Origin of the sequence: Streptococcus cristatus (assembly GCF_003944225.1) — a bacterium.
In the GTDB taxonomy this organism is placed as follows: domain Bacteria; phylum Bacillota; class Bacilli; order Lactobacillales; family Streptococcaceae; genus Streptococcus; species Streptococcus cristatus_K.
Genome location: NZ_RJPN01000008.1, coordinates 24,033 through 50,565, shown reverse-complemented (window position 1 = coordinate 50,565; position 26,533 = coordinate 24,033). Strand labels below are relative to the sequence as shown.

Here is a 26,533-nt window from a genome sequence, read left to right as displayed (position 1 = left end):
TATAGGTCATCTTCAATTAAATAACTATGCAGTAAGAGCCACCCGCTTACTGCAAGTAAAGTTTCCTAACTTTATGACTCTAGTATAGCATAAATAAAATGAGAACCTCTTCTGTAAATAAGAGAACTATCTTAAAGATTTCCAAGTTCTTGGACTGTAAAAAGATTGAAAACTCTACAATACTAAAAAATCAGCCAGATATCCAGCTGATTTTAGGCTTTCTAAGCCATTTTTACAATTCCAAGTAATCTTCGACTGCTGCCTGCATTTGGTCTGCCGCGACCGTCGTTTTGTGGCGAACTGGTGCTGTTTCTAAGCCGTCCACAGCTGGTGGCAGGGCTACGCCAGAAAGTTCGTGCAGTTGGCCCAAAGCCTCAAAATCACTGAGGCCTGTCTGACCAGTCACAGCCTCAACGGCCACAACTGGGAATTTATAAGGACTAGCGGTAGACGCGATAACAGTCTTGCGCTGATCGCCTGTCTCTGCCAGATATTTTTGATAGACAGCAGACGCAACGGCAGTATGAGGGTCTTCGATGTAGTTAGAGGCTTGATAGACCCGCTTGATTTCAGCAGCTGTTTCTTTCTCTGTCGCGTAGTCAGCTGCAAAGAGCTCTAAAATCTCAGCGTCAAAGTCCGTCAGTTCATATTGTCCATGCTCATTCAGAGCCGCCATCAGGGCAGATGTTTTCTCAGCGCTATTACCAGACAGATGGAAAATCAAACGCTCCAAGTTAGATGAAACCAAAATATCCATGGACGGGCTAGTCGTCACCTTAAAGCTCCGCTTCTTGTCATACACCTGGGTCTTGAAAAAGTCAGTCAGGACATTGTTCTCATTTGATGCGCAGATCAGCTTGCCAACTGGCAGACCGATTTGCTTGGCATAGTAGGCCGCCAAGATATTCCCAAAATTACCTGTCGGAACTGTAAAGTTGACCTTGTCTCCTGCTGTGATTTCTCCTGTCTTCACTAGCTGAGCATAGGCATAGACATAATAAACAATCTGCGGCACCAAACGGCCGATATTCATGGAGTTGGCAGATGAAAACTGCAGTTTATGCTCCAAGAGACGAGCTCGTAGGTCTGTGTCGTTGAACATGTGCTTGACATTGGTCTGGGCATCATCAAAGTTGCCATCAATGGCCACCACATGCGTATTGGCACCTGTCTGTGTCGTCATTTGCAGCTCTTGGACCTTGCTGACACCATCTTTGGGATAAAAGACGATAATCTCAGTCCCCGGAACGTCCGCAAAACCTGCCATAGCCGCCTTGCCTGTGTCGCCAGAAGTCGCCGTCAAAATGACAATTTTGTTTTCCAAGCCGTGCTTTTTAGCTGCGGTTGTCATCAAGTGAGGCAGGATAGACAAAGCCATATCCTTGAAGGCAATGGTCGCTCCGTGGAAAAGCTCTAGATTGTACTGACCATCCAGTTTGACCAAGGGAGCAATCGCTGCATCATCAAACTTGCTGTCGTAGGCATGGTTGATACAGTGGTCCAGCTCTGCTTCAGAAAAATCATCCAAAAATGCAGACAAAACAAGCTTGGCTACTTCCTGATAAGAAGCGTCTTTGAGCTTGGCAAAGTCCAAATCGACCTGCGGATAGGTAATGGGCGTAAAGAGCCCACCATCTGTTGCCAAGCCTTGCAGAATCGCCTGACTAGCTGTTACTCTATTCTTTTCGTCACGTGTTGATTGATAAACTAAGGTCATTCTCTCTCATCCTTTATCTGTAGTTCGTTTTATTATATCAAAATTTATCAGAAAATTCTCCATTTTCATCAAAATTAAAAAGTAAAAAGAGTCGAAATCCTATGATTTCAACTCAATCAAATGTTAAAACTCAGACAAGGCTTTTATTTGCTGGCCCTTTTCGTCGAAATTGTCTGGGCTCAGCCATTTCTCCAGACGAGTCTTAACGGTAGGCCAATCGCTGTCAATCATGGAGAGCCAATCCGTGTCTCGGTTGCGTCCCTTATAGACAACCGCCTGACGAAACCTGCCTTCGTAGGCGAAACCAAGCCGCTCTGCTGCCCGCCTTGAAGGCTGATTGAGGGCATCGCATTTCCATTCGTAGCGGCGATACTCCAACTCTTCAAAGACATAGCGTGCCAGTAAATACTGGGCTTCCGTAGCCAGCCTAGTGCGCTTCAGCTTGGGCGAATAGGTCACAGCTCCCACTTCGATAACGCGGTTGCCCCGGTCAATCCTCATCAAGGCAAAAGTTCCGAGAGCCTTTCCGCTCTCCTTGTCCACAATCGCATAGTGAAAACGATCCTTTGCTGCCAGCATCTGATCTAGCAGCAGAGACCATTCTTCCTGATTTTGGGCAGGATTTTGAAAGAGATAGGTCCACATATCCGCAGGAGAATCCGGTCCATACACTTCGTATAAATCTGCTCCATGCTTGTCTTTGGACAACCGCTCAATGACAACATACTGGCCTTCTATTCGCTCTAGCTTAGGTAAATCCCCCGGCTCAAAATCTGGCAAAGCCTCTCCAATAGGCTGGCCTAGTTCATTGATTCGCATAAAAAACCTCACAATCTAGCTTTACTGATTTCCAAAATAAGAATTGGAAGCTGTAAGTGGCAGTGGCTCCTATCTTCCCTGCTTCAGATCCAAACTTGGAACATTACTTGTGTAAATTATAGCACTTTTTCTTTCATTCGGCGCAATCTTTAGGAAATAGCTGCTCAGAAAGAAAGACCGTCATATTATCAGGAAATACTGAAACTATTGACCGCTCATACTCCAATGGAAAGTAAGGTCTGATAATTCTTGGCTGTGAAAACACTTTATTCCCTCTAAACTATGTTATAATGAAATTATGTTTTATTATTTTGACCAAAGAAAGTGACCCATCATGAGACACCAGCAAAATATCTTGGCCATCATCGAAAGCTGTTACGACACTATGACCGATGTCGAAAAGCGGATTGCCGACTATTTTTTGACTCCGACAGAGATAGAAGGTGATCTGTCCTCCCTCGAAGTAGCCCAAACTTTACACATCTCACAGGCGGCCTTGACCCGTTTTGCAAAAAAATGTGGCTTTAAGGGCTATCGGGAGTTCAACTTCCAATATCTCCAACAGCTGAAAATCAGCAAAACGGAGCATACAAATCTGAAAAATGATTCGTCCCGCCAGGTGCTACGCAACTATATTCAAATTCGGCAACAAACCGAGGACTTGATTGACGAAAAAAGATTGGAGCGTGTAGCCCAGCTAATTGAAAAAGCGGATCGTGTCTATTTTTTTGGCACGGGAAGCTCGGGGCTCGTCGCTCGCGATATGAAACTGCGCTTCATGCGCTTAGGGGTCATTTGTGAAGCTCTGACAGATGCGGATGGCTTTGCTTGGACAACGAGCATTTTAGACAAAAACTGCCTAGTTATCGGCTTTTCTCTTTCAGGTCAAACCCCGTCCATTATTGACAGTTTGATTGATGCTAAGGGCATGGGAGCCAAGACCGTGTTAATCACTGGCCAGCCTGATTTGATTAAAGAAGACTTTTCAGAAATCATCCCAGTTGCAATGCAAAGTAAACCTCAGTTCATCCAACGAATCTCAGCTCAGTTCCCAATGCTGCTGATGATTGACATACTTTATGCCTTTTTCCTAGAAATTGACCGAGAGAGAAAGGAAAAAATCTTCAATAGTTACTGGGAAAATCACAAACTTAACGGCTATTACCGTAGGCATCAATAAAAGGCTAGGACAAACATCCTGGCCTTATTTTTAACCCCTTGATGGGTTACTGATTGCTCAACCTCAAGGGGCTGGTACTTCTTAAAAGTCTTGAAAAACTTTTAAATCTACTCCTAAAGACAAGTAAGCAAAGTTAAATTTTTGAAAATTTAGCTCTATCCACCGAATTTTTCCTGTTATTTCAATCCCTTCTAAAATATCGTCTAGCCATCTACAGAAGCAGTTTTCTAAAAGCAAGAAACCCGAGGTCACTCCCCAGGTTTACTTGGATTACTGATGTTTATTTTTAAAGTGGTAGTAGGCCCCAAACATGCCTGCCGTATTTTGGTGATAGGCAAAGGCTAGTTTGGTCTTCTCAGCTATGCTAGGAACCAGAGCATCCTTGAGAGCCGCTTGAATACGCGGTCGAAGAATGGCCTCTTGTCCCATGATACCACCGCCCAAGACGACGATTTCCGGATTGACGACATAGCAGATATTGGCAATGCCCTGCCCCAGATAGCCTACCATGCGGTCAATTCCTTTGATACAGAAGGTATTGCCCTCGGTCGCTTCTTTGAAAATCCTTCGACCATTCCAGAGAGAGGGATCTTCTCCGTGCAAGTCAGCAACATATTGAACCAAGGCTGTAGTCGAAGCTACATCCTGAAAGGCTCCATCCGGCAGGTGCAGATAGCCTACTTCGCAGGCTGAGTTGCTAAAGCCGTGAAAAACTTGCCCATCCGCTACTAGACAGCCACCAATCCCTGTCCCAATCGTTAGACAGACCGCAATTTTTGCTCCCTTACCATGGCCAGACATGACCTCAGCCAGACCGGCACAATTGACATCATTCTCAATCTCGCAAGGAATGGAAAACTCCTCCTCCAAGACCTTCTTAAATTGCGTCCCAGCATAGTTAGGAATCTGAGGACCAGCATAAAAGACCTCTCCCTTGTCTGGATCGACCATACCAGCTGAGGAGATACAAATCCCCTCAATCGAACCAGCCTGCGCATAGTCCGCAACTATCTTTTGAACCTTACGCATAATCTCTGGACCGCCCTTATGGGCTTCCGTTGGTATTTCATGGGCTTCTACTAGCGTTTCTTGGTCGTCTATCAGGCCGTATTTGATATTGGTACCGCCAATGTCAATCGTAACATAATTTCCCATAAGCATCCTTCTTTCTTTTTAGAGGAAGCGCTCCTTAGTTTCTTGGATCAAGGCCGCTGCTGCTTCTACGACCGGACGGTCTGCTTCTACGACTGGTGTCAAAGGAGCACGGACAGAGCCGATAGCCAGTCCTTCGTTGAGCTTGAGAACTTCTTTGATAACAGCATACATATTGCCGTGAGCACTGGTTAGCTTGCCGATAATGTCGTTAATGGCAAACTGCAGCTCTTTAGCTCTTTCCAATTCCTTGTCAGCAATCAGTTGATTGAGTTTGAGGAAGAGCTCTGGCATAGCCCCGTAGGTACCACCAATTCCAGCTGCTGCTCCCATGAGACGACCACCCAAGAACTGCTCATCTGGACCGTTAAAGACCAAATGGTCACTGCCACCAAGTGCTGCAAAAGTCTGGATATCCTGAACTGGCATAGAGGAATTTTTCACCCCAATCACGCGCTCATTCTTCAGCATTTCCTTATAAAGACTCGGAGTCAGGGCTGCGCCAGCCAATTGCGGAATATTATAAATCACAAAATCAGTATGTGGGGCAGCCGCACTGATATCATTCCAGTACTGAGCGACAGAATATTCTGGCAGTCGAAAATAAATTGGCGGAATAGCCGCAATGGCATCAACTCCTAGAGCTTCCGCATGTTTTGCCAACTCGATACTGTCCTTAGTATTGTTGCAGGCTACGTGAGCAATGATGGTCAGTTTGCCCTTAGCAACTTTCATTACTTCTTCCAAAATTACTTTTCTGTCGGCCACGCTCTGGTAGATACATTCTCCTGACGAGCCGTTGACATAGAGACCTTGCACGCCCTTGTCGATGAAATACTCCACCAAAGCGCGAGTCCGCTCCGGGCTGATTTCACCCTCCTCGTCATAACAAGCATAAAAAGCTGGGATGACACCGTGATATTTCTTTAAATCTTTCATTTTCAAATTTTCTCCAAATGTACTAATTGTAGATTATAGACTGCTGTATTTAGCGAAGATTTTTTCCAAAATAGGAAGCTGCAAAAAAGCCAGACCTGCAAAGCCGATAAAGGCAAAGAGGGAAAATCCTAACAGCAACACAAAGCCTGAACTATAGATAATGACAAGGATCGCGGCTATAACCGCCATCATAACAAAGAACCAAGGAAAATTCAGACTTACAATCACTAGGCTGGTCTGTAAAAGGTCTCTAAAAGACATGAGAAACTTACCAGCCAAGGGATAAACGCAAAGAGAAAGCAGGATTGTAAAAATAATAATTCCAAAACAAACCGCCTTTAAAACTTGGAAAGGCAGAGCTTCCTGCGTCCGAAAAAGCAGGAGGTCAAAGAGACTGATACCGACTAAAGCCAATTCCAGCAAGCCCAGTTTGAGCCCTTGCTTCCAATTTTCTCGAAAGATTCGAGTGTAAGTTCTGATTACTTTTACCCGACGGTTTCCCTTGATTTCAAAAAGTGTTTGATAGAGGCTGATCTTGGCAATCCCAATGGTCACCAAAGGCAGGCAAGACAAGAGAAAGAGAAGATTGACCGTCATCAAATCTAGGATTTTCTCACAGATTTGCATGAAAAAATTATCCGTATCAAATATAGCTCTGATGAGTCCTGTTCCCTTATCTGACATAAGTCTCTCCTTTCTCTGCTAGCCTTGCGCACTCAAAAATCTCGCTCACCTAGGGCTAGTCTATTAAAACTTTAAAAAGATACTTTCTGACATTTTCTTCCAGACCCGCATAGCCATTCGGCTGATGAGCTTCTCCTGGAAAGAAAATTGCAAAATTATGGTAACCCAACAAGAGAGGATAACGATTTTGACAATGAACAAAGCCGATATCCGCCTCTTCATCAAAAGCCACTGCCTCATCGACTATCTGGCTACCATAGGCAGAATACTCATGCCCTGCTACTAGCAGATGAAAATCTGCATATTTTTTATGATATTCAAATTGATCATTGACCTCTTGATTGAGGGTATTTTCCTGAACCAAGAGAAAGACCTTATCTCCATCCACTTCATAGCGTCCCAAGTCAAAGCTGTCTTTGCGGTGCTCATAGAGATAATCAATCGCTTTATCCAGGTTCGGATGAAGGCCCTTGTAACGAGTCACATTTTTTAAATCATCAAAAATCATAGTTTTATTTCCTCTATTGAGCGCCTTATCCTTTGACAGCTCCCATAGTAATCCCTTGGGTAAAGGATTTTTGGAAGATAAGGAAGACTGCTACGATTGGCACCGCCGCCAAAGCAGCACCGGCCATAATCAGACCGTAGTTGGTTGCCATCTCAGCCTGCATGGTCGCAACACCTAACGAAATCGTCAGATTGTTCCGCGAGGTCAACATTACGAGCTGCATGAAATAGTCATTCCAAGTATTGATAAAAGTGAAGATAGCCAGTGCAGCAAAGCCGGGTTTGACGATAGGAAAAGCTACACTCCAGAAGGTTCGGATTTCACCACAACCGTCGATCTTAGCTGATTCCAGAAGCTCTGTCGGGATATTTTCACTAAACTGCTTCATGAGGAAGACCCCAAAAGGCCAGCCAACTAAAGGTAAAATGACCGCCCAAAGGGTATCGTGGATTCCCATGAAATTGACAATCCGCACTAGAGGAACTAGGACAACCTGCTTAGGCAAGGCCATAGCCGCGATAAAGATAGCAAAGAGAATCCGTTGCCCATAAAAGCGTTTCTTAGCCAAAACATAACCAGCTAGGGATGACGTCGCACAAACCAAGAACATGGTCGCCAGCGAAATGAAGACACTGTTCCACATCCATTGTAAAGCTGGGTTTTGAACGGCTAATTGCTGGAAGTTCTCTGTTGTCGGGTTTTGTGGCCACCATTGAGGCGGAATCATAATGGTATCCGGCTGAGATTTAAAAGCTCCAGTCAGAATCCAGTAGAATGGAAAGACAAAGAGCACGGTCAAAAGTGCTAAAATAACAGATGAGAACACTTTAAATGAATTAAATTTTTTTGGTTTCATATTCCTGCTCCTTTCTTTAATATTCCACATCGTTACCGAGAATCTTGAACTGGGCGAAACTGATAATCGCAATCATAATCGCCAGAAAGACTCCCATAGTGTTTGCATAGCCATATTCAGATAGCTTGAAGGCTTTTTCATATAGATAGTACATAAGCGTACTCGTTGAATAATTTGGCCCACCTGATGTCAACAGCTGAATCAAGGCGAAACATTGGAATGAGTTAATAGTTGTGATGATAGCGATATAAAGTGTCGTTGGCAAAAGGCTAGGCCATTTGATCTTCCAAAAAACTTGCATCTCTGTCGCCCCATCCACACGCGCAGCCTCCACTAGAGAATTATCTATATTTCCCATAGCTGCAATGTAGAGAATGATGGGCTGACCGACAGATGTTGTCAGCAAAATAACAATGATAGCAGCCAAGGCCCACTGTTTGTCTCCCAACCAAGAAATGTTTTGGTTGATGATATGGCCAGATTTCAAAACAAAGTTCAAAATACCAGACAAGGGATCGTAGATCCACTTCCACACGACTGTCACGGCAACACTACCTGTAACAACCGGTAGGAAGAAGACGAAACGGTAGAAAGAGCGAGAAACAGCATTCATCTCATAGGTTTGTGAAGCTACAAACAAAGAGAAGAGCACAACTACCGGCACAGAGCCGATTACAATAATGACTGTATTAATGAGTGACTTAACAAAAACTGGATCATTGAACATCCGAATGTAGTTATCAAACCCAACGAATGTAAATGAGGTCATTGTATAATTAAAGAAACTAGTGATAAATCCCATTATCATAGGCGCCAAAACAAATACTGTAAAGAATATAAGAATTGGAGCTAAAAACGCATATGATATTAGGGTTTCTTTCATTCTGATTTTATTGACTTTCACAATGAGGTACCCCTCTTTCAAGATTTTCTAACAAAATACCCCTTTTTCTATTTTTAGAGACTGACAACAGAAAAAGGGGCGGATTTTAAACTTGCTTATTTTTTAGTAATCGTTTCGTTTGCTTTTTCAGTAAATGTCTTCAAAGCAGGCTCAACTTTTTCATCTCCATTAGATACAGATTGCAACATTGGGAACCAGAGTGTTCTCATTTCTGCAAATCCATCAATGGTGTTGTAGTATGGTGAGTAGTATTTAGTCCAGCCACTGATTGTTTCCATACGCTTGTCATCATAGAGTTTACCAAAAGATGTACGAACTGGGAAAGCACCTGTACGAACAACGTTCTTAGGTCCCCATTCTTTGTCATCAGCGATGAATTTCACAAATTTCTTAGCTGCTTCTACTTTCTTGTCGTCTTTGTTGTTAAAGACTGCAAAACCATTTACAAGGTATTCAAGGGCTGGTTTGCCTGAGTCTGATGGGAATGGTACTTCTACCACGTCTACCTTACTTGCTTCCAAGAGTTTCGCTTGGATACCGTTTTGAGCTGGTGCCCAAAGGAGTGTGTATGAAGTTTGACCGTTCGCAAAGTTTTGGATGTCTGCTCCACCATCGTATTGAGAACCGTTCATCATAAGGCCATTGTTGATCCAGCTCACTGCTTTTTCAAGACCTTTGACAAATTTCGGATCATCAGTTGTATATTTAGTTACTTTTTCGTCTGTAACAGATCCACCATAGAGGTTAGCGATGAAGGCACGAGTTCCTTGGTCACCACCTTGACCGTTACTGAAGAGAGAGCCAGGTGTATAACCTTTATCTTTAAGCGCTTTCAAAACTTTTTCAAAGTCATCTGTTGTCCAGCCTTCTTTAACTAGGTTGAGGACACCAGCATCTTCCAACATTTTCTTATTCATTGCCATGTAGAATGGAGCAGAGCTGATTGGATACATATAAGCTTTGTCTCCAGCCTTGCTGGCTTGGATAATATTGTCGTTGTTAACATCTTTGACGAAATCATCTGTGAAGAGGTCGTTCAAGTCTGCCAACTTACCGTTTTTACCGTATTGAATAATCCGGCCTGGTGCATCGAAGAGCACATCTGGCGCTGTTCCAGCCTCGATAGCTGTCGTAATTTTTTCTGGACCTGACTTGAAGTCGATTGTTTCCAAGTTGACATGAATGTCTGGATTTGCTTTTTCAAATGCTTCAATGATGGATTTTTCATAAGTTCCCACACCATCGCTGGCATTTTCTTGAGTGAAGACCGGGAATGCCCACCAAGTAATCTCTGTCTTACCAGATTTATCACCAGAGCTAGCTGCTTTATTTGAGCTACCACCACCGCTACAAGCTGCTAACGTAAGAACTGCGGCTCCCGCTACCAATGAACAAAGCAATTTCTTCATTTTCATTTGTTTTTCTCCTTTAAAATTAAGATTCCAAGCTGACCTAAACAGCTTTTACCTGCCTATTGGGTGGGACGGACCTATTTCATTAGGCGCCCCAGCCTCGTTTTTCCTGTGTTATTCCTCTGGACAAGCGTCCACCTATATTTGATTAAAATCCTAAACTTTTAAAAGTACAATCACTCCTTATCTGTGACTTTTCTTTTATCCTAAAATAAAGTCAGTCAGTTCATTTTAGGTTGTTTTACAAAGTAATTCGTTTTTGAGTCTCGCTATCAAACAGATGACTCTTAGGTAGTTTGAAGGTGAAGCGAAGCTTCGAACCTGGCTCCAGATAATTGGAAGCATCTACCTTGGCTGAAAACTCTTGGCTGCCCACCTTACAGTAGAGCACTGAGTCACTACCCAGCAACTCTGACACGACAACTTCCGCATCGACCACATCGCCAGGGAAAGTATCCTCTACAATCAAGTCGGCTGAGATATCCTCTGGTCGGATACCCAAAATAACTTTCTTACCTTGGTAGCCTTTTTCTGTCAAAAGCTTCTCTTGACCACCTGTCAGGGTAAGATTGAGTTGATCACCATCAGTCAATTGATGACCAGATACCATCACTTCAAAGAAGTTCATAGCTGGACTGCCGATAAAGCCTGCAACAAACTTATTCGCTGGTTCATTGTAAAGCTCTTGCGGAGTTCCGACTTGCTCGATACGACCGATAGTTCCTGTGCCCGCTTCATTTTTCGTCGCTGACATGATAACAATGCGGTCGGCCAAGGTCATTGCCTCGGTTTGGTCGTGGGTAACGTAGATGGTTGTTGCTCCGATACGGCGGTGGATTTTGGCAATCTCAGCACGCATGGACACACGCAGTTTCGCATCCAAGTTTGACAAAGGTTCATCCATCAGGAAAACCTTGGCATCTCGGACGATGGCTCGTCCCATAGCTACCCGTTGACGTTGACCACCAGACAAGTCCGCTGGTTTGCGGTCTAGAAACTCTTTCAAACCAAGGATTTCAGCTGCTTCTTGCACCCGTTTGTCGATATCTTCCTTGCTGTACTTGCGCAGTTTCAATCCAAACGCCATGTTGTCATAGACTGTCATGTGTGGGTAGAGGGCATAGTTCTGGAAGACCATGGCAATATCACGATCCTTGGGAGCAATATCATTGACTAGTGTCTCATCGATATAGAGCTCGCCCTCAGTGATGTCCTCCAGTCCCGCAATCATACGAAGCGTTGTGGATTTCCCACATCCAGAAGGGCCAACAAAGACGATAAATTCTTTGTCTTTGATTTGCAAGTCGAAATTTTCTACAGAGTAGAAATCACTATTAGGATATTTTTTGTAGAGCTTATTTAACTTTAAGGTCGTCATTGCTTTACCTCACTTTATTTTACTGCTGCAACGAAACGCTCGGTGATTTCCTTTGGTCGAGTAATAGCTCCGCCTACTACAATACCGCGGACGCCCAAATCATGGATTTGCTTAGCCTGATCTGGATAGTGAATCTTGCCCTCAGCAATCACATCTACTCCCGCATCACAGAGCTTCTTGACCAGTTCAAAGTCTGGTCCGTCTACCTTAGGACTGTAGGATGTGTAGCCTGATAAGGTCGTACCGACAAAGTCAACACCAGCTGCTACAGCCGCTACGCCTTCCTCAAAGGTACTGATGTCAGCCATCAGCAGTTGCTGCGGATATTTCTCCTTGACTTGGCGGATAAAGTCCTCAACCTTCAAACCATCATAGCGTTCCCGCTGGGTGCAGTCCAGAGCGATGACCTCGATATCAAGGGTAGCCAGCTCATCCACTTCCCGCATGGTCGCAGTGATAAAAGGCTCCTGTGGTGGATAGTCCCGTTTGATAATCCCGATAATCGGGAGCTTGGTTACTTCCTTAATCTCCTTGATGTCTCGCACGCTGTTGGCTCGAATACCAACTGCCCCGCCCTCTTCAGCCGCCTTGACCAAGAGAGGGATGACACCGCCAGCCTCCGTATAGAGGGGCTCATGCGGCAGAGCTTGACAGGAAACGATAATGCCATCTTTGATTTTTGCAATTAATTGATCTTTGCTAATCTGTGACATAAATAATCTCTCCTTTTTCTATGTTTTCTCCGTTCTTTTTATAATGTCATTATATACAAAAAATAAAGCGCTTTCAATAAGTTTTGAGATTTAGATTTTAGTTTCTAAAAACCGACTTCCTTTCTTAAAAGCTGAAACTACTTTCAGGATTAGAAGTGTTTCTACAAAAAAGTTACTATAGATTTTTGAATATTTATCATAAAAAGCCTGAGATTATGCTAATCTCAGACTTAGTTTCTTTCTTAGTACTATCTATTTTTACCAGTCTTTAAAAGCTTCCAGCAAGGATGGATGGTTAATCTTTGAGCCACAAAGCCAGTTGAAGACCCTATCATTGACATAGACATTCATGGCTTCATGCTCGTACTCTGGCATGAGATGGTGCTCCTTAGTACACTCCAGCCGGTTGTAAATCGCAAACTGGGTAATCGGATAGCAAACATCGTCAGCAAGCCCTGTTATCATCCGCACGCTCCCTTGAATGCGGTGAGCCATATTTTTTACATCGATATAGGACAAGGTCTGAATAATCTCATCCTCCGTTTCGTGGAAAGGATCGTGGAATTTAAAATAACGAAAGAGCTCATCATAGGCCTCACTGGTATTGCCAATCTCCAACACCCTCCGAAAGTCTGACAAGAAAGGATAGATAGCCACTGTCTGCTTAATGCGCGGATTGAGAGCCGCTGCCACCAAAGCCAAGGCTCCGCCCTGAGAAGCACCATAACTGGATAGATCCTCCTCGTCCACAAGGTCCAAACTCGCCACAATCTCAACCAAGCTGTAAATATCCAGATAGACATCCTTATAAAAGAGACACTCTGGTCCATCCACTGCCCCACGGATAATCTGACCCTTGACCGTATTGCCCCTTACAGGCGCCCCTCCATCCAAAGAATAGCCTGACTGGCCGCGTACATCCATAGATACAACACCATAGCCAGCAACCGTATAAGCTAGCATATCGGACCAATCCCAGCCACGCCCCATATAACCGTGGAAATGAAAGATAATTGGAACTTTTTTACTCGATCTGGGAAGAACTATACGGGCATAGGTTCGCCCCCGATTCGTCCCCTCAAAAACTAGCTCATAGCAGGTCACACCAGCGATTTGAAAGTCTTTTTCAATCAGCTGATAGTCCGGCAAGCCACTCAAACTGCTAATCTGCTGATCCCAAAAAGCATCAAAATCCGCTGGAACTTCATCTCTGCCTTTGTAAGCCTTTGCTTCTGCTAATAAATCTGGATTGCGCATCTTATCCTCCAACAATATTGTTTTTTGTAAACCCTTACAAAATAATAGCACAGCACCTTTCCTTTTTCAATCCTTTACAACATTAAGAATTTAGTTTCTGTTTTTGCTATGATTCTTTTTCTTTTTGAAACTAGTTTCAAAAAAGCTTTCTGGCCTATCTTTCCCCCAGTTTTTTAGAAAGTCGTCTATTTCATACATTTTAAAGAAAGAAAAATCCCTCACTTAGTAAGGGATTGATTCTACATTATTTACGACGTCCTGGACGTTCTCCGTAACCATAGTAGGCATCTGCCATGATTTCTTCCATGTCAGCTACCATTGGCAAGCGTGGATTAGCTGGTGAACATTGGTCTTCATAAGCTAGAAGAGCGATTTCATGCAAGCTGTCTTTCCAAGCTTTTTCATCGATTCCTTGGTCTTTGAAGTTCATCTTGATACCTACTGCAACACCAAGTTCGTAAACAGCTTTAGCGTATGCTTTAACCGCTTCTTCTGGAGTTGAGTGAGGCAAGCCGAGCATTTTCGCGATGTCTTGGAATTTCTCATCAGCTTTCCAATAGTTGTATTTAGGCCATGTAGTGGTCTTAGATGGACGAGTACCATTGTAACGGATGACGTATGGAAGCAAGATTGCGTTTGTACGTCCGTGAACAGTATGGTGAACACCACCGATCTTGTGGGCCATTGAGTGGCTCATACCAAGGAAGGCATTGGCGAAGGCCATACCAGCCATTGTAGACGCATTATGCATTTTTTCACGTGCTTCTGGGTCAGCTGTCTTAACAGATTTTTCCAACCATTCAAAGACAAGCTTGATAGTTTGAAGGGCGATACCGTCTGTGTAGTCGTTAGCGAAGTTTGAAGTGTAGGCTTCAGTCGCGTGAGTCAAGACGTCCATACCTGTATCAGCAGCGATAAAGTCTGGAACGGATTCAACCAAAGCAGGGTCAACAATGGCAATAGTTGGTGTCAATGAGTAGTCAGCCAATGGGTATTTGCGGTTATTTTTCTTATCAGAGATAACGGCAAATGGTGTTACTTCTGAACCTGTACCTGAAGTTGTTGGAATACCGATGTATTTCGCTTTCTTACCAAGTGATGGGAAGCGGAAGGCACGTTTACGGATATCCATGAATTTTTGAACCAAGTCACGGAAGTCAATTTCTGGTTGCTCGTAGAAGAGCCACATTACTTTCGCCGCGTCCATTGGAGAACCACCACCAAGAGCGATGATTGTGTCTGGTTCAAATGCTTTCATCACTTCAGCACCACGTTCTACAGTTGTGATGTCTGGATCTGGTTCAACATCTGAGAAGACTTGGATCGTTACACGGTTGCTACGTTCGTTCAATTGATCGATCACACGTTGAACAAAGCCAAGTTTTTCGATAGATTTGTCAGTAACGATCATAACGCGTTCAATATCTTCACATGTTTGAAGGTATTGGATAGAGTTGCGTTCGAAGTAAATTTTTGAAGGAACTTTAAACCATTGCATATTATTTCTACGTTTCCCTACTTTCTTGATGTTTAGAAGGTTAATAGCGCTCACGTTATCACCAACTGAGTTGCGTCCGTATGAACCACATCCAAGTGTCAAGGATGGAATGAAGGCATTATATACGTCCCCGATACCACCGAAAGTAGATGGAGAGTTCCAGATGATCCGCATCGCTTTGATTTCAGTACCAAAGCGTTTAGCCAAGTCTTCGTCTTTTGTATGGATAGCTGCTGAGTGACCAAGTCCGTTAAATTCAACCATTTGACGAGCTTTTTTAAGGCCGTATTCTCTATCTTCAGCTTTCAAGACAGCAATAACTGGTGACAATTTTTCACGAGTCAATGGCTCATTTGGACCCACTTCCGCACATTCTGCAGCCAAGATGTTTGTACCTTCTGGTACTTTAAAGCCTGCTTGTTCTGCAATCCATGCAGCTGGTTTACCAACGATGTTTGCATTCAGTTTAGCACCAGCACAGTTCTTGCTGTTTGCTTTAGCGCCAAAGCAGAATTCTTCAAGAAGGGCTTTTTCTTTTTTGTTTACAAAGTAAGTGTGGTATGACTTGAACTCTTCTACAAATTCGTCATAAACTTCCTTGTCAATGATTACCGCTTGCTCAGATGCGCAGACCATACCATTGTCAAATGATTTAGACATCACGATATCATGAGCTGCTTGGCGAAGGTCAGCAGATTTTTCAATGTAAGCTGGTACGTTTCCGGCACCCACCCCAAGAGCTGGTTTTCCGCAAGAATAGGCAGCTTTAACCATGGCATTACCACCAGTTGCAAGGATGGTTGCAATACCATCGTGGTTCATCAAAGCTGCTGTTGCCTCCATAGATGGCTGAGTGATCCATTGCACACAGTTTTCAGGTGCGCCAGCTGCGATTGCCGCGTCACGAACGATTTGCGCTGCGTGAGCAGATGATTCTTGAGCAGATGGGTGGAAGGCAAAAACGATTGGGTTACGTGTCTTCAAGGCAATCAATGCTTTAAAAATTGCTGTTGATGTTGGGTTCGTTGTTGGAGTGATACCACAAATAACTCCGACAGGCTCAGCAATCTTTGTCAATCCAGTAACAGGATCATCTTCGATAACACCAACAGTTTTCACACCACGCATGTTGTTGACAACGTGTTCACAAGCAAAGAGATTTTTCGTTGCCTTGTCTTCAAATACACCGCGACCAGTTTCTTCAACTGCATGTTGAGCAAGGATCCCGTGCGCATCAAGAGCTGCAACTGAAGCTTTTGCTACGATGTAATCTACTTGCTCTTGATTCAGTTTTCTCATTTCTTCAAGAGCTAAGAGACCTTTTTGCACAAGCTCATCAACATGTTTTTCTGCCGCTAGCACTTTATCTTCTTGTTCAACAGTTTTCTTCTTATCAGCCATTATAGTCCTCCAATGGTTTCTGCCAAAAGGTTAAATAGAGATTTCAACCTTTGTTAATTATTTCACAATATAATTATACTCTATTCCTACAAATTTGTAAACACTTTCAACAAAAGTTCACAAACTTTTTATGGATTATTTTTTAAACACTGATATTTCAGGCTTTTTTACTAAATTCTATATCTATTCTCAAAAATTTCACATACTTTTCTCTAAAAATGTGTTAGTGCTTTCTTTTTTGTTATAAAATGAGCTCGGTTAAATAACCGAGCTAGTTTTATGGCTTAACACTGCCACTTGAAGCGGCAGCCAAAGCTTCTTTTATCATGTTAGAGTAGAGTTTACCTCCCTCTGCCATAGACTCTGAATCTGCCCCATAATGGACATAGTCTGTTCCAATCCAAATCTGCGGATTATTAATCGCTACCTGATACCAGTCTGCTACATATACAAAATCGTATTTCTTAGCAAGTTCAAGTTCGTATTGTCGCATCTTAACTGGAATACTACTTGGATCATTGGCTGTTCGGCCATCATATGGCGTGACTAAAATCAAGCGATGGCCTTTTGGTAAGAGCTCGATATACTGATCCAGCAATTCTTCATAATTGTCAACTGGATTGGTTCCCAATGCCAAGACGACGTTTTGAAGCAGTGTTTGGTTAGCAATATCGTTCTTGAAAAATTCCAGACCAGACACTAAATTACGGCTAACCACTGCATCGACTTGAGCGTCAGGTATAGCCTCTTGGATCCATTCAGCGGAGCGCAAAGTGACCGAATCACCAATAACAGTCGTTCCCTCTGCCACGTTATAATTTGTCGCAGTTTTTTGGTCTGCGTGCTTACGGGTTGTCTGCATTTTCGTATCGGCTTGGTTCAAAGAATTGACAATCAGGCTTTCCTCAAAGGCACCCACAGACGGAGCTGTGATGGTGATAATAAGCAAGATAAAAGTCAGCGGAATGAAACTGTAGAAAATCGGCTTGGTGATGGATGTTACATTCATCTCCTTGCCAAAAATCCGAGGCTTCCGTCCAGCTAAAGTCGGCTCTAAGATATAGAAGGAAAGAGCCGCGAAACCAAAACTCAAGATTGTAGTCAAAAGCACAGCCCATCCATTGCTCATCAACTGAGTAAAAATAATATAGAAAGGCCAATGGAAGAGGTAAACACCGTAGCTAGTATCTGCAATAAAGTTGAGAGGACTAGGCTCCTTAATATTTGGCAATTTATCGTGCAAGATGCGGGTTGCTGCTATCATGACACAAGCCAGAAGCGTTGAAATCAAGAAACCAAATAAATAAGTCCACAAGCTGTCAAATTTCAAAATAAAGCTGAGTAAGATAAGAAGAATAAAACTGCCAGCTAAAGCGATCAAGACTTGCTTGATTTCGACCTTTTCTTCCAGTTTCTTCATCTGAACGCCCACATTTCCGACTCCAGAGAAAGTCGCTAGCACTGTCCCAGCAAAGAAAGGAAAGACATGGGTCAAACTTGAGAAATAAATATTGGAGTAATTCTTGCTGAAAAAGGCCCCGATAAACATAGCCAAGAAACTGAACAGAAACAGAGCAATTGAAGTCAGAGAAATCAGACCCCGATATTGAGCAACTGACTTGCTAATCTTGCTAATTCCCCAAGCAGCCAAGCCCCAGAGGATATAGTAATGCACTTCCAGTGCCAAACTCCAAGTGTGAATTAGCAAATGCGGTACAAATTGGCTTTCATAACTGCCGCCCGACATCATTTCATAAAAATTGGTCACAAAGCCAAGCGCAGCTGAAATCTGCGTCCCGATACCTGCTACAAAATCCCGACGAATCAATAAAGTAAAGGGCATGATGACCAAAATCATAAAAACGAGCGGAGGAACGATCCGATAAAAGCGCCGTTTCAGAAAGCCCATAATATCAATCGTACGACTTCTTGTAAACTCATCAATCAATAATGAAGTAATCAAAAATCCTGAAAAAGTGAAAAAGATGTCCACTCCAATAAAACCTCCAGGAAAAACTCCCTGAAAGTAATGATAGAGTAACACCAAGACCAGTCCAGTAATCCGAACCAGTGAAAACCATCTAATGCGCATTTTGATAAATTCCTTGCTTGAACGTTCCTTCATAGACGACATTACTTTCTGTCGTCAGTTTTCCTTTACCATTGGCCTGACCGTTGGCAAACTCACCTTCATATTTCCAACCAGCCTTCGATGTAAAAGTACCCTTACCATCAAAAGTACCATTTCTGAAATGTCCTTTATAGCTATCCCCATTTTTAAATGTCAGGGTACCTTCGCCGTTCATCTTTCCGTGAACTAGACTGCCTTCATATTTTATCTTACCTTGATCCAACGTTAGCGCACCCTTACTAGGGATATTGGAGGTAAACACTAAAATTGCTGACAAGGCAATCACAGTCACAGCTAAGATTTCTAGATTCTGACGGGTCAGATAGATTTTATATTTATCGTAAAATTCTTTTATTTTATCCATTTTTCATCCATTTAAGCGTTCTAGCCACTTGTGGCAACCAGCCAAAATCAGGTCATAAGTCTCATCGAAATCACCTGTGTACCAAGGATCTGGCACGCCGAGATCAGCAAACTGGTAGATTTTATCCTGACAATCCACTGGCGCCATTTTCTTCAAATCTCGAATATTGGCTTCATCCATGCCGATGATATAATCAAATTCTGCAAAATCTTGCGCGGAAATCTGCTGAGAAGTCTTTCCTTTGTCATAAGAAATCGCATGTTTCTTAAAAATAGTCTGAGTCCCCTGATGTATAGGGTTGCCATGCTCCCAGCTGGACGTCGCACGACTCTCAATATGTAGGTCATCGGTCAGACTTTTCATAACAAACTCTGCCATCGGACTGCGGCAGATATTTCCTAAACAAACAAATACAATTTTCTTCATAGATCTATTATACCAGAATAAAAAGAAAACTGCGGAGCTTTCTTGATTATTCTGTGACAGCGGAAGCGGGCTCTGAAAAACAGCTAATTATGCCGACTTACATAAAAGTGCAGATCATTAAGACAGTAATCCACTCAATCTAGCTTGCACCAGATCAAATTTATTTTTCTTCAGAAAGATATTCAAAACTTAATTGTGGCCATTTAGCCTGCCAGTTTTTCTTGCAAATTCTTTGCCTATAAAGCTTCTTTTGCTCTGCATCCGCCAAAAAATGTGGTGTCGGCCGCACCTGAAATGCTCGAATATCTGCCAAGCCATAGGGCGCAAAAAGCTCTAACTTATCATTTTCCAGCAATCGAAGACCGATAGCTGTGCAGCACTCAGGATACTTGCTCATGGCATCTTTCGAGCTAGTATAGGGCTGGGTGTTGGGACTATGAATGTGCATATAAACTTGATTTTTCAGCTCCCAAGAATAAGCGGGAAAAGCTTTTCTCAGCTCCATCTCCAGCTGCAAAGTTTTCTCATAAGACACAGTTGGGTCAAAGAATATGACATCCACATCCGTTTCAGCATCAAAGCCCGACTTGCCAGACAAGATATTCCAGATAAAATTTCTGATACTGCCTGCAGCCAGCCAAGAGTCCTCGAGCCGCAAACTGCGAATAATTTTCAAAATCGCTCGGATGTCTGGATCTTGACCTAGATAGTCTAAAATCTCCAGATCTGTCTTCATTCCTTCATATACTCATATCCCAGATGCTCATAAGCTTTACGAGTCGCCACGCGCCCAGTCCGAGTCCGCATGACAAAGCCCTTCTGAATCAGGTAAGGCTCATACATATCCTCCACTGTTTCACGTTCCTCGGCAATATTGACTGAGAGGGTTCCCAGCCCCACTGGACCACCACCATAAACTTCAATCATGGTTCGTAGGATTTTCTGATCCACATAGTCCAGCCCTTCCTGGTCCACATCCAGCATGGAGAGAGCCTGGTCGGTTATCTTATCATCAATCAAGCCATTGCCCATAATTTGCGCGTAGTCTCGCACCCGCTTGAGCAGACGATTGGCAATCCGCGGCGTTCCTCGGCTACGCAGAGCCAGCTCACGAGCAGCCTCGTGAGTAATATCCATCTCAAAAATCTCAGCCGTCCGCTCGACGATTTCGGTCAGATCGCTGGCTTCATAATACTCCATGTGACCGGTAATCCCAAAACGAGCCCGCAGAGGATTGGACAGCATGCCCGCCCGAGTGGTCGCCCCAATTAACGTGAAAGGTGGCAATTCCAGATGGACGCTGCGACTGGTTTCGCCAGTCCCAATCATAATGTCAATGTAAAAGTCCTCCATGGCGCTGTATAGTACTTCCTCTACCGCCATAGGCAAACGGTGAATCTCATCGATAAAGAGGACATCGCCCGGTTCCAAATCATTGAGAATGGCCACCAAATCACCAGCCTTTTCAATGACCGGACCAGAAGTCTGCTTGATATTCACACCGAGCTCATTGGCGATGACAAAGGCCATAGTCGTCTTTCCCAGACCCGGAGGACCAAAAAGGAGAGTATGATCCAACGCCTCATCCCGCAATTTAGCCGCTTCAATAAAAATCTTTAGCTGATCTTTGACCTTGTCCTGACCAATATATTCTCTTAAATACTGAGGACGGAGGGTACGTTCTACCAACTCCTCATCCCCCATTAATTCATTATCTAAAATTCTATTCATAGGACTATTATAGCAAAAAATAGGGCAGAGGAAGCAATCCGACCCGCTTCTGAACACAAAAAAAGCCACCGAATTTGGTGGCTCTTATGGGAGATTATTATGAAAAAGTTTTAGGATTTCTATCAAATAAAGTTAGGAGGTCTTCATTTGATGGTATTAGTATAACGTCCTTATCTTAAAATTTGCTTAAAGAAAAAATATTTTTTAAAAATAAAATACTTTTAGATATCTTAGTAAGATGATACAAACTAATATGAATTGTTCAGTCTGATTAAAATAGCCGCTATTTCATTGACTGTCTCAAAAACTCATGATACAATGAAAAAAATCGAAAAGGAGATTTTAGATATGAACAATCTTAAAAAGAAAACTTATCGGAATACACCAGCCTTTATGTTTATGGCTTGGGGCTCATTCGCCTTCTTTGTGACTCTTGTTCTCGTCGGACTCTATACTTTGAAAGAACCTTTGATGGTTAAAGGATACTATCTCATGGGTTCTGTCGGACTGATTTCTTCTTCATTCACTCTTGCAAAAGTTATCCGTGATAACCAAGAAGACGAAGAGCGTTACAATCAATTTTTCCAACCACAAGACTTAGATAACCAATAAAATAAATAGTAAAAACGGCAGAGGGGGATTCTGCCGTTTTCTTGTATCTGAGGCTGATATCGCCAGATGAGATACACTTCAAATGAAGCAAGTTTAGTATTCATTTCACTCCTGCGAAATAAACGGTGGTGCTGGTAAAGAGGCTTCCTGCCTTGAGAATGACCTGATCTTTCAAGTCACTATGAATCGCATCAGGCAAGGCCTGTGCTTCCAGCGCTATACCATTATGCTGAATCATTGGCTGTCCATTGATGATAACTGACTCATCAACAAAATTAGCCGAATAAGTCACGACACAAGGAGCATCCGTACGGAAAGTCAGATAGCGTCCTGAGGCCGCATCATAAAGACATCCTGCCTCTTCCTGCTCTTTATCTAAGGCAAAAGGATGATCCAGCCCTGATACGATCTGAATTTGCTCGTCTGGATCAGCAAAAATTTCTTTCAGCGTCAGACCTTTTTGCAGGCCTTTGACAAAGCCACGATCTGTATCCACTTCTTTTGCTGGCACGCCGTCAGGAGCAATCGGATACACCCCTTTGGTATGCAGCTGGAGGACATGCTGATCAATCGGCTGACTAAAATTACCTGACAGATTGAAATAGCTGTGGTTGGTCGGATTGACCAGACTATCCTGGTCTGTCTGGACTTGATAGGAAATCTCAATCTCCCCTTTTTCCGATAAGGAATAGGAAATCCAGATTCTCAAATTTCCAGGAAAGCCACCCGTCCCGTCTGGGCGCTCTGTGTAAAATGTGACGCCCTCGTTTGTGACTTCTTCTGTCTGAAAAATCACACTGTCCCAGCCAGTAGAACCACTGTGGTTACAATTCTGACCATTATTGACTTCCAGCTGGTAGGACTGCCCATTCAGCTCAAAGCTAGCCTTCGCAATCCGCCCCGCAACTGGTCCCACGCTGGCACCATGCTTGGGACTATTGCCAACATAATCCTCAAAACGCTCAAAGCCTAGAATAATATTGGCAAAATCACCATTTTTATCCGGCGTCCGATATTCTAAAATCGTTGCGCCATAGTTCATGACCTTGAAGCGATAGCCTAGCTTATTTTCAAAGGTGTAGGCTAAGACATCCTGTCCTTTAAAAGTACCAAAAATAGATTCTTGATAAGATTTCATACAATCTCCCTCTGTCTCGAGTCTGGGACAAAAGTCCTAGCCTCTCAATTGTCTTTGGATTGTCGAGCAAGACGCAGTGGTTGAGTGGGCTCTACTACGCTGATTTCATCAGCTTTTACAGCCCTACTCAACTGTGCGGAGGTGGGACGACGAAATCGAATTCTAACCAATTACCGATTTCTGTCCCACTCTCTTTCTTGACTTAGTCAAGGGACAAGGATGGAAGGCCATCCTTTTTGTCTGAAAGTCTTTTTAATAACTAGCTTTTCCATGACTAATGTTTGACTTTTCCATATTCAGCTTTCTACTGCTAGAAAGGGTGGATGATAACTCCCTGAACGACCCGATTGACCGTACCTGTCGGAGACGGTGTATCTGGCCGATTTTTCACTTTCAAAGAAGTCAAGAGAGAGAAGAGCTGAGCATAGACGATGTAAGGGAAGGCTCGATAGCTATCTTCCAAGATATCACTTTCAAGAACCACTTGCTCAACATTTTCCAAATCTTCCCTGCGCTCTGTAAAGAAGACCACCTTGCGAGCAATCTGATCTCCTGCCACTTCACGCACCAAATCCAAATCGTAGCGTTTGGTGTATGCATCCCTTGAGCCAAATACCAGCACAAGCGTCTCTTCGTTAATCAGAGATTTTGGTCCATGACGGAAGCCGACTGGACTTTCATACATGGTCGCAACCTTCCCAGCGGTCAACTCCAAAATTTTCAGCTGTGCTTCGTGCGCCAAACCAAAGAATGGCCCTGCTCCAAGATAAATGACACGGTTAAAGTCTAATTCTGTCAAAGCCTGAACGTCAACTACATCTGCCAAAACCTTTTGACTCAAAGCAATCAACTCAGCTACTCTTGCTTCTTTTTGAGCTAAATCTACTGGGTCAAAAACAAGAAGAGCTGTCAACATCATAGAGGTGAAGCTAGAAGTCATGGCAAAGCCTGCATCATTTGATGGAGCTGGTTGCAATAAGAGGAGATTCCTCTCATCACTATGTGCCTGCTGAGCCAATTTCCCCTCTGCAGCACAGGTAATGGTCACTTGATAAAGCTCATCAACCAACTGCTTAGCCAAGTCCACTGTCGCAACACTTTCTGGCGAATTGCCACTGCGGGCAAAAGAAACGAGAACCGTTGGAATTTCCTTATGCAGATGTACCTTAGGACTCGCCACAATATCAGTCGTCGCAACCGAATTAAAATTCCATTTGCGCTCATCATAAAGCTTTCTGAAATATGGCAGCAGCGTGTCCCCTACATAAGCCGAAGTTCCTGCACCTGTAAAGATGACTTTTATATAATCATGCTTTTCTTCGATACCTTTTAGAAAAGCAGCGACTTGGTCAGCTTGATCCTTGTAATGATTAAAAGCTGTCTGCCAAACATCTGGCTGTTGGTAGATTTCACGCGTGGTGATTTCAGCGCCTAATTCAACCAGTTTCTCTTTTGAATAATCTAGCATGGTAGTCCTTTCAAAAATAAACATCGATATATTAGTTATTTGCCTTTAAAAGAGGGAATGGGAAAATTCCCCACTCCCCTTCATTTCTTTTTTCCTTACAAAACAGTCCTACTCATCCTCATCATCTGATAAGCCTGCTAAAATATCATTGACTTTAACGATATTTTCGACTGCATTTTTCGGATAGTCAACATCAGCTCCTGTCAGAGAAGCATTGAGAAACTCAATCACCATCGGCAGATTCATGCCGGCGTACAAGTCAATGTCCTTACCTTCTAAAATAAGGCGGCTGACTACATTACATGGTGTGCCTCCCAAAAGATCTGCAAAGACAATATAGTCATCAAAATCCTTGACTGTGTCTAAGAACTTGGCTGTAAAATCATCTGGTCCCTCCTCTGGCAACAAGGCAACGGCATGAATATCCGCTTGAGGTCCCATAATCATCTCAGTGGTTGTTTTCAGCTCTTCACAAAAGCGACCATGACTAATCAAAATTAATTGTTTGCTCATAATTTACACCATTATGCCATTCCAAAGAAGAAGTGGCCAAACGCTGAGAAAGCAATCGCTGCAAGAATGATGAGCAAGATAGCTTTTGTAGAGTTCATACCCTTACGTCCAAGCAACCAGAAGATTACACCTGTGATGATAGCTGGTACCAAGCGTGGGAAGACCAAGTTAAGCATGTCTTGGATATCGATAGCTTTGTCCCCGATGTGTGGAACCCAAGAAACTTCAACACCAATCATGCTGGCAATCAGGGCACCAACCATGAAGACACCAAGTACGGATGCAGCATCAATCAAAGCTGTCAAAGTACTTTGCATATTGTTGACGAGGTTAACCCCTTCTTTATAGGCAAATTCCAATTGTTTCCAACGGAAAATGTCATAAGCAACTGCTACAGCGATCCATAGGAAGATACCGGCTGGGTTTCCCGCAGCAGCCAAAGTTGCTGCGATTGAACCCATAATAGCTGGCACCAATGATCCAAAGATTGAGTCTCCAAGAGGAGCGAATGGCCCCATGAGACCTGTCTTGATACCATTGACCGCATCTTTTGATTTCACACCATCTTTTTCTTCCAAAGCAAGATCAAAACCAGTGATAATGGTGTGGAAGAATGGTGAAGTATTGAAGAATTGCGTATGCAATTTCATCATTTCTTTCAGTTCAGGTGTACCGTCTCCATACATTTTGCGCAATTGTGGCAAAATCATGTAAAGGTAACCAGAAGCCTGCATACGCTCATAGTTCCAACCCAATTGGAAGGTAAACAAGCTACGTTTGTTAATCTGTTTAAAATCTTCTTTTGTTAGTTTGTAATTAGAATTCGTCATCTTCAATTTCCCCGCTTTCTGATTCAGTTACTGGAGCAGCTACGACTGTACGTTGGCTGTTTTTGAAGTGTTGTACTGCAAGGAAGACACCGATGATGGCGATACCAATCATAGATACACTCTTGAAGTTGTTAACAAAAGTAATAGCTTGTTCTTTTGGAAGTTTAGAGAACACTTCAGAACCAACAATGCTAGACACTGCAGCACCAAGGCTTTGAACATTACTGTAAAGCACTGTCAACATAGCTGTCAAGCCAAATCCAAGTGCCAAATAGTGAAGGTTGCGTTTAACTGGAAGATAACGAAGCAAGATTGCAAATCCAAGACCTGGAAGCATTTGACCTGCAAGTTTCAGACCGTTTGCCAACCATTGTACATTACCGAGACCTGTAACAACAGTTTCTACAAAAGCTCCACCAAAGGCAAGGGCAAAGAAGACTGGGAGGGCACGAGAAAGAGCCCAAGGAATCGCACCAAGGAGATAGTTGCGTTCGATGCCTTTGTAGTCAAAGCGTTCAATCGCAGCATCTACACGGTGAGCGAAGTAAGTTGTAGTCATACGACCAAGGATATCGAAATATGTCAACAAAGTTGCTACCGGCACAGCGATTGTAGCAATAGCAAGCTCTGGATCAAGCCCTTGTGCTACTGAGAAAGCAGTCGCAAGAACCGCACCAGAGGTAGCATCAATACGAGAAGCACCACCGAAGGTACCAACACCGAGTACCACCAATTGAAGGTTGGCACCAATCAATAAACCTGTAGGTAAATCTCCCATGATGAGACCTGTGATAAATCCAGCAAATACAGGTGAACCTGCTGAAGAAACGATCGTCAACTCATCACAGATTTGATAAGCTGAGTACAGAGTGAGTAGTAAAATTTGCCACCATTGTATCATG

General features: G+C 43.3%; 25 protein-coding genes. 2 read left to right on the top strand and 23 right to left on the bottom strand.

Annotated elements, in window-relative coordinates; all coding sequences use genetic code 11:
• Positions 1-232 precede the first annotated feature (232 nt).
• Both thrC and D8797_RS08085 read right to left on the bottom strand, forming a co-directional pair.
• The gene (thrC, locus tag D8797_RS08090) at positions 233-1,717 is read right to left on the bottom strand and encodes a threonine synthase (protein ID WP_125380110.1); all 1,485 of its coding nucleotides are present in this window, start codon (positions 1,715-1,717) and stop codon (positions 233-235) included.
• 123 nt (positions 1,718-1,840) lie between these two features.
• Positions 1,841-2,536, bottom strand: coding sequence for a GNAT family N-acetyltransferase (locus D8797_RS08085; protein WP_125380105.1), 696 nt, complete (start codon positions 2,534-2,536; stop codon positions 1,841-1,843).
• 334 nt (positions 2,537-2,870) lie between these two features.
• Between D8797_RS08085 and D8797_RS08080 the strand changes: the two genes are divergently transcribed.
• A complete protein-coding gene (locus tag D8797_RS08080; protein ID WP_125380103.1) occupies positions 2,871-3,716 on the top strand; it encodes a MurR/RpiR family transcriptional regulator in 846 nt (281 codons plus the stop codon).
• Between the two features lie 270 nt (positions 3,717-3,986).
• Here D8797_RS08080 and D8797_RS08075 read toward each other — a convergent pair whose 3' ends face one another.
• From D8797_RS08075 to ruvB, 16 genes are all read right to left on the bottom strand, one after another.
• Positions 3,987-4,871 (bottom strand): ROK family protein, encoded by an 885-nt coding sequence (locus D8797_RS08075; protein WP_125380101.1) that lies wholly within the window; start codon positions 4,869-4,871, stop codon positions 3,987-3,989.
• 18 nt (positions 4,872-4,889) lie between these two features.
• A complete protein-coding gene (locus tag D8797_RS08070) occupies positions 4,890-5,807 on the bottom strand; it encodes a dihydrodipicolinate synthase family protein (RefSeq protein WP_048791786.1) in 918 nt (305 codons plus the stop codon).
• A 33-nt stretch (positions 5,808-5,840) separates the two neighbouring features.
• Positions 5,841-6,491 (bottom strand): DUF624 domain-containing protein, encoded by a 651-nt coding sequence (locus D8797_RS08065; RefSeq protein ID WP_062004934.1) that lies wholly within the window; start codon positions 6,489-6,491, stop codon positions 5,841-5,843.
• 55 nt (positions 6,492-6,546) lie between these two features.
• Positions 6,547-6,999: a NanQ anomerase/TabA/YiaL family protein gene (locus tag D8797_RS08060; protein ID WP_125380099.1), complete on the bottom strand. Its 453-nt coding sequence runs from the start codon at positions 6,997-6,999 to the stop codon at positions 6,547-6,549.
• Between the two features lie 25 nt (positions 7,000-7,024).
• On the bottom strand, positions 7,025-7,855 hold the full coding sequence (locus tag D8797_RS08055) for a carbohydrate ABC transporter permease (protein WP_045498288.1): 831 nt from the start codon (positions 7,853-7,855) through the stop codon (positions 7,025-7,027).
• 16 nt (positions 7,856-7,871) lie between these two features.
• On the bottom strand, positions 7,872-8,759 hold the full coding sequence (locus D8797_RS08050; RefSeq protein ID WP_045498290.1) for a carbohydrate ABC transporter permease: 888 nt from the start codon (positions 8,757-8,759) through the stop codon (positions 7,872-7,874).
• 95 nt (positions 8,760-8,854) lie between these two features.
• The gene (locus tag D8797_RS08045; protein WP_125380097.1) at positions 8,855-10,174 is read right to left on the bottom strand and encodes an ABC transporter substrate-binding protein; all 1,320 of its coding nucleotides are present in this window, start codon (positions 10,172-10,174) and stop codon (positions 8,855-8,857) included.
• A 238-nt stretch (positions 10,175-10,412) separates the two neighbouring features.
• On the bottom strand, positions 10,413-11,549 hold the full coding sequence (locus D8797_RS08040; protein ID WP_015604211.1) for an ABC transporter ATP-binding protein: 1,137 nt from the start codon (positions 11,547-11,549) through the stop codon (positions 10,413-10,415).
• Positions 11,550-11,563: 14 nt separating this feature from the next.
• Complete coding sequence (locus tag D8797_RS08035; protein WP_125380095.1) at positions 11,564-12,262, bottom strand: N-acetylmannosamine-6-phosphate 2-epimerase; 699 nt, start codon at positions 12,260-12,262, stop codon at positions 11,564-11,566.
• A 258-nt stretch (positions 12,263-12,520) separates the two neighbouring features.
• Positions 12,521-13,519, bottom strand: a complete 999-nt coding sequence (locus D8797_RS08030; RefSeq protein WP_125380093.1) for an acetylxylan esterase — start codon at positions 13,517-13,519, stop codon at positions 12,521-12,523.
• 244 nt (positions 13,520-13,763) lie between these two features.
• Positions 13,764-16,418 carry a bifunctional acetaldehyde-CoA/alcohol dehydrogenase gene (adhE, locus tag D8797_RS08025; RefSeq protein WP_125380091.1) on the bottom strand — a complete coding sequence of 885 codons (2,655 nt, stop codon included), beginning with the start codon at positions 16,416-16,418 and terminating at the stop codon, positions 13,764-13,766.
• Positions 16,419-16,695: 277 nt separating this feature from the next.
• The gene (locus tag D8797_RS08020) at positions 16,696-18,510 is read right to left on the bottom strand and encodes an acyltransferase family protein (protein ID WP_125380089.1); all 1,815 of its coding nucleotides are present in this window, start codon (positions 18,508-18,510) and stop codon (positions 16,696-16,698) included.
• Positions 18,500-18,913: an MORN repeat-containing protein gene (locus D8797_RS08015; protein ID WP_125380087.1), complete on the bottom strand. Its 414-nt coding sequence runs from the start codon at positions 18,911-18,913 to the stop codon at positions 18,500-18,502. Before D8797_RS08015 ends, D8797_RS08020 begins: the two co-directional genes overlap by 11 nt.
• A 3-nt stretch (positions 18,914-18,916) precedes the next feature.
• A complete protein-coding gene (locus D8797_RS08010) occupies positions 18,917-19,339 on the bottom strand; it encodes a low molecular weight protein-tyrosine-phosphatase (RefSeq protein WP_125380085.1) in 423 nt (140 codons plus the stop codon).
• A gap of 160 nt (positions 19,340-19,499) precedes the next feature.
• Positions 19,500-20,075 (bottom strand): nucleotidyltransferase family protein, encoded by a 576-nt coding sequence (locus D8797_RS08005; protein ID WP_125380083.1) that lies wholly within the window; start codon positions 20,073-20,075, stop codon positions 19,500-19,502.
• Positions 20,072-21,070: a Holliday junction branch migration DNA helicase RuvB gene (gene ruvB / locus D8797_RS08000; protein WP_125380081.1), complete on the bottom strand. Its 999-nt coding sequence runs from the start codon at positions 21,068-21,070 to the stop codon at positions 20,072-20,074. Before ruvB ends, D8797_RS08005 begins: the two co-directional genes overlap by 4 nt.
• Before the next feature lie 348 nt (positions 21,071-21,418).
• Here ruvB and D8797_RS07995 point away from each other — a divergent pair, with 348 nt between their 5' ends.
• Positions 21,419-21,682 carry a YiaA/YiaB family inner membrane protein gene (locus tag D8797_RS07995; protein ID WP_179856134.1) on the top strand — a complete coding sequence of 88 codons (264 nt, stop codon included), beginning with the start codon at positions 21,419-21,421 and terminating at the stop codon, positions 21,680-21,682.
• A gap of 100 nt (positions 21,683-21,782) precedes the next feature.
• Here D8797_RS07995 and D8797_RS07990 read toward each other — a convergent pair whose 3' ends face one another.
• The 5 genes from D8797_RS07990 to D8797_RS07965 all read right to left on the bottom strand — a co-directional run bounded on the left by D8797_RS07990 (position 21,783) and on the right by D8797_RS07965 (position 26,532).
• A complete protein-coding gene (locus D8797_RS07990) occupies positions 21,783-22,820 on the bottom strand; it encodes an aldose epimerase family protein (RefSeq protein WP_125380078.1) in 1,038 nt (345 codons plus the stop codon).
• Positions 22,821-23,130: 310 nt separating this feature from the next.
• Positions 23,131-24,288 carry an SIS domain-containing protein gene (locus tag D8797_RS07980; RefSeq protein WP_125380076.1) on the bottom strand — a complete coding sequence of 386 codons (1,158 nt, stop codon included), beginning with the start codon at positions 24,286-24,288 and terminating at the stop codon, positions 23,131-23,133.
• Positions 24,289-24,396: 108 nt separating this feature from the next.
• A complete protein-coding gene (locus D8797_RS07975; RefSeq protein WP_015604195.1) occupies positions 24,397-24,801 on the bottom strand; it encodes a PTS sugar transporter subunit IIA in 405 nt (134 codons plus the stop codon).
• Between the two features lie 11 nt (positions 24,802-24,812).
• On the bottom strand, positions 24,813-25,631 hold the full coding sequence (locus tag D8797_RS07970) for a PTS system mannose/fructose/sorbose family transporter subunit IID (RefSeq protein ID WP_125380074.1): 819 nt from the start codon (positions 25,629-25,631) through the stop codon (positions 24,813-24,815).
• Entirely contained in the window at positions 25,618-26,532 is a 915-nt protein-coding gene (locus tag D8797_RS07965) for a PTS mannose/fructose/sorbose/N-acetylgalactosamine transporter subunit IIC (protein WP_045498332.1), read from the bottom strand. Before D8797_RS07965 ends, D8797_RS07970 begins: the two co-directional genes overlap by 14 nt.
• Position 26,533 lies beyond the last annotated feature (1 nt).

Excerpts from the sequence above, each read along its gene's own strand:
- D8797_RS08055 (WP_045498288.1), bottom strand. The coding sequence starts at position 7,855 with ATGAAACCAAAAAAATTTAATTCATTTAAAGTGTTCTCATCTGTTATT.
- D8797_RS08080 (WP_125380103.1), top strand. The coding sequence starts at position 2,871 with ATGAGACACCAGCAAAATATCTTGGCCATCATCGAAAGCTGTTACGAC.
- D8797_RS08010 (WP_125380085.1), bottom strand. The coding sequence starts at position 19,339 with ATGAAGAAAATTGTATTTGTTTGTTTAGGAAATATCTGCCGCAGTCCG.
- D8797_RS08015 (WP_125380087.1), bottom strand. The coding sequence starts at position 18,913 with ATGGATAAAATAAAAGAATTTTACGATAAATATAAAATCTATCTGACC.
- D8797_RS08035 (WP_125380095.1), bottom strand. The coding sequence starts at position 12,262 with ATGTCACAGATTAGCAAAGATCAATTAATTGCAAAAATCAAAGATGGC.
- D8797_RS08045 (WP_125380097.1), bottom strand. The coding sequence starts at position 10,174 with ATGAAAATGAAGAAATTGCTTTGTTCATTGGTAGCGGGAGCCGCAGTT.
- ruvB (WP_125380081.1), bottom strand. The coding sequence starts at position 21,070 with ATGAATAGAATTTTAGATAATGAATTAATGGGGGATGAGGAGTTGGTA.
- D8797_RS07965 (WP_045498332.1), bottom strand. The coding sequence starts at position 26,532 with ATGATACAATGGTGGCAAATTTTACTACTCACTCTGTACTCAGCTTAT.
- D8797_RS08085 (WP_125380105.1), bottom strand. The coding sequence starts at position 2,536 with ATGCGAATCAATGAACTAGGCCAGCCTATTGGAGAGGCTTTGCCAGAT.
- D8797_RS07970 (WP_125380074.1), bottom strand. The coding sequence starts at position 25,631 with ATGACGAATTCTAATTACAAACTAACAAAAGAAGATTTTAAACAGATT.
- D8797_RS07990 (WP_125380078.1), bottom strand. The coding sequence starts at position 22,820 with ATGAAATCTTATCAAGAATCTATTTTTGGTACTTTTAAAGGACAGGAT.
- thrC (WP_125380110.1), bottom strand. The coding sequence starts at position 1,717 with ATGACCTTAGTTTATCAATCAACACGTGACGAAAAGAATAGAGTAACA.
- D8797_RS08070 (WP_048791786.1), bottom strand. The coding sequence starts at position 5,807 with ATGAAAGATTTAAAGAAATATCACGGTGTCATCCCAGCTTTTTATGCT.
- D8797_RS08060 (WP_125380099.1), bottom strand. The coding sequence starts at position 6,999 with ATGATTTTTGATGATTTAAAAAATGTGACTCGTTACAAGGGCCTTCAT.
- D8797_RS08065 (WP_062004934.1), bottom strand. The coding sequence starts at position 6,491 with ATGTCAGATAAGGGAACAGGACTCATCAGAGCTATATTTGATACGGAT.
- D8797_RS08040 (WP_015604211.1), bottom strand. The coding sequence starts at position 11,549 with ATGACGACCTTAAAGTTAAATAAGCTCTACAAAAAATATCCTAATAGT.
- D8797_RS07975 (WP_015604195.1), bottom strand. The coding sequence starts at position 24,801 with ATGAGCAAACAATTAATTTTGATTAGTCATGGTCGCTTTTGTGAAGAG.
- D8797_RS07995 (WP_179856134.1), top strand. The coding sequence starts at position 21,419 with ATGAACAATCTTAAAAAGAAAACTTATCGGAATACACCAGCCTTTATG.
- D8797_RS07980 (WP_125380076.1), bottom strand. The coding sequence starts at position 24,288 with ATGCTAGATTATTCAAAAGAGAAACTGGTTGAATTAGGCGCTGAAATC.
- adhE (WP_125380091.1), bottom strand. The coding sequence starts at position 16,418 with ATGGCTGATAAGAAGAAAACTGTTGAACAAGAAGATAAAGTGCTAGCG.
- D8797_RS08005 (WP_125380083.1), bottom strand. The coding sequence starts at position 20,075 with ATGAAGACAGATCTGGAGATTTTAGACTATCTAGGTCAAGATCCAGAC.
- D8797_RS08020 (WP_125380089.1), bottom strand. The coding sequence starts at position 18,510 with ATGCGCATTAGATGGTTTTCACTGGTTCGGATTACTGGACTGGTCTTG.
- D8797_RS08030 (WP_125380093.1), bottom strand. The coding sequence starts at position 13,519 with ATGCGCAATCCAGATTTATTAGCAGAAGCAAAGGCTTACAAAGGCAGA.
- D8797_RS08075 (WP_125380101.1), bottom strand. The coding sequence starts at position 4,871 with ATGGGAAATTATGTTACGATTGACATTGGCGGTACCAATATCAAATAC.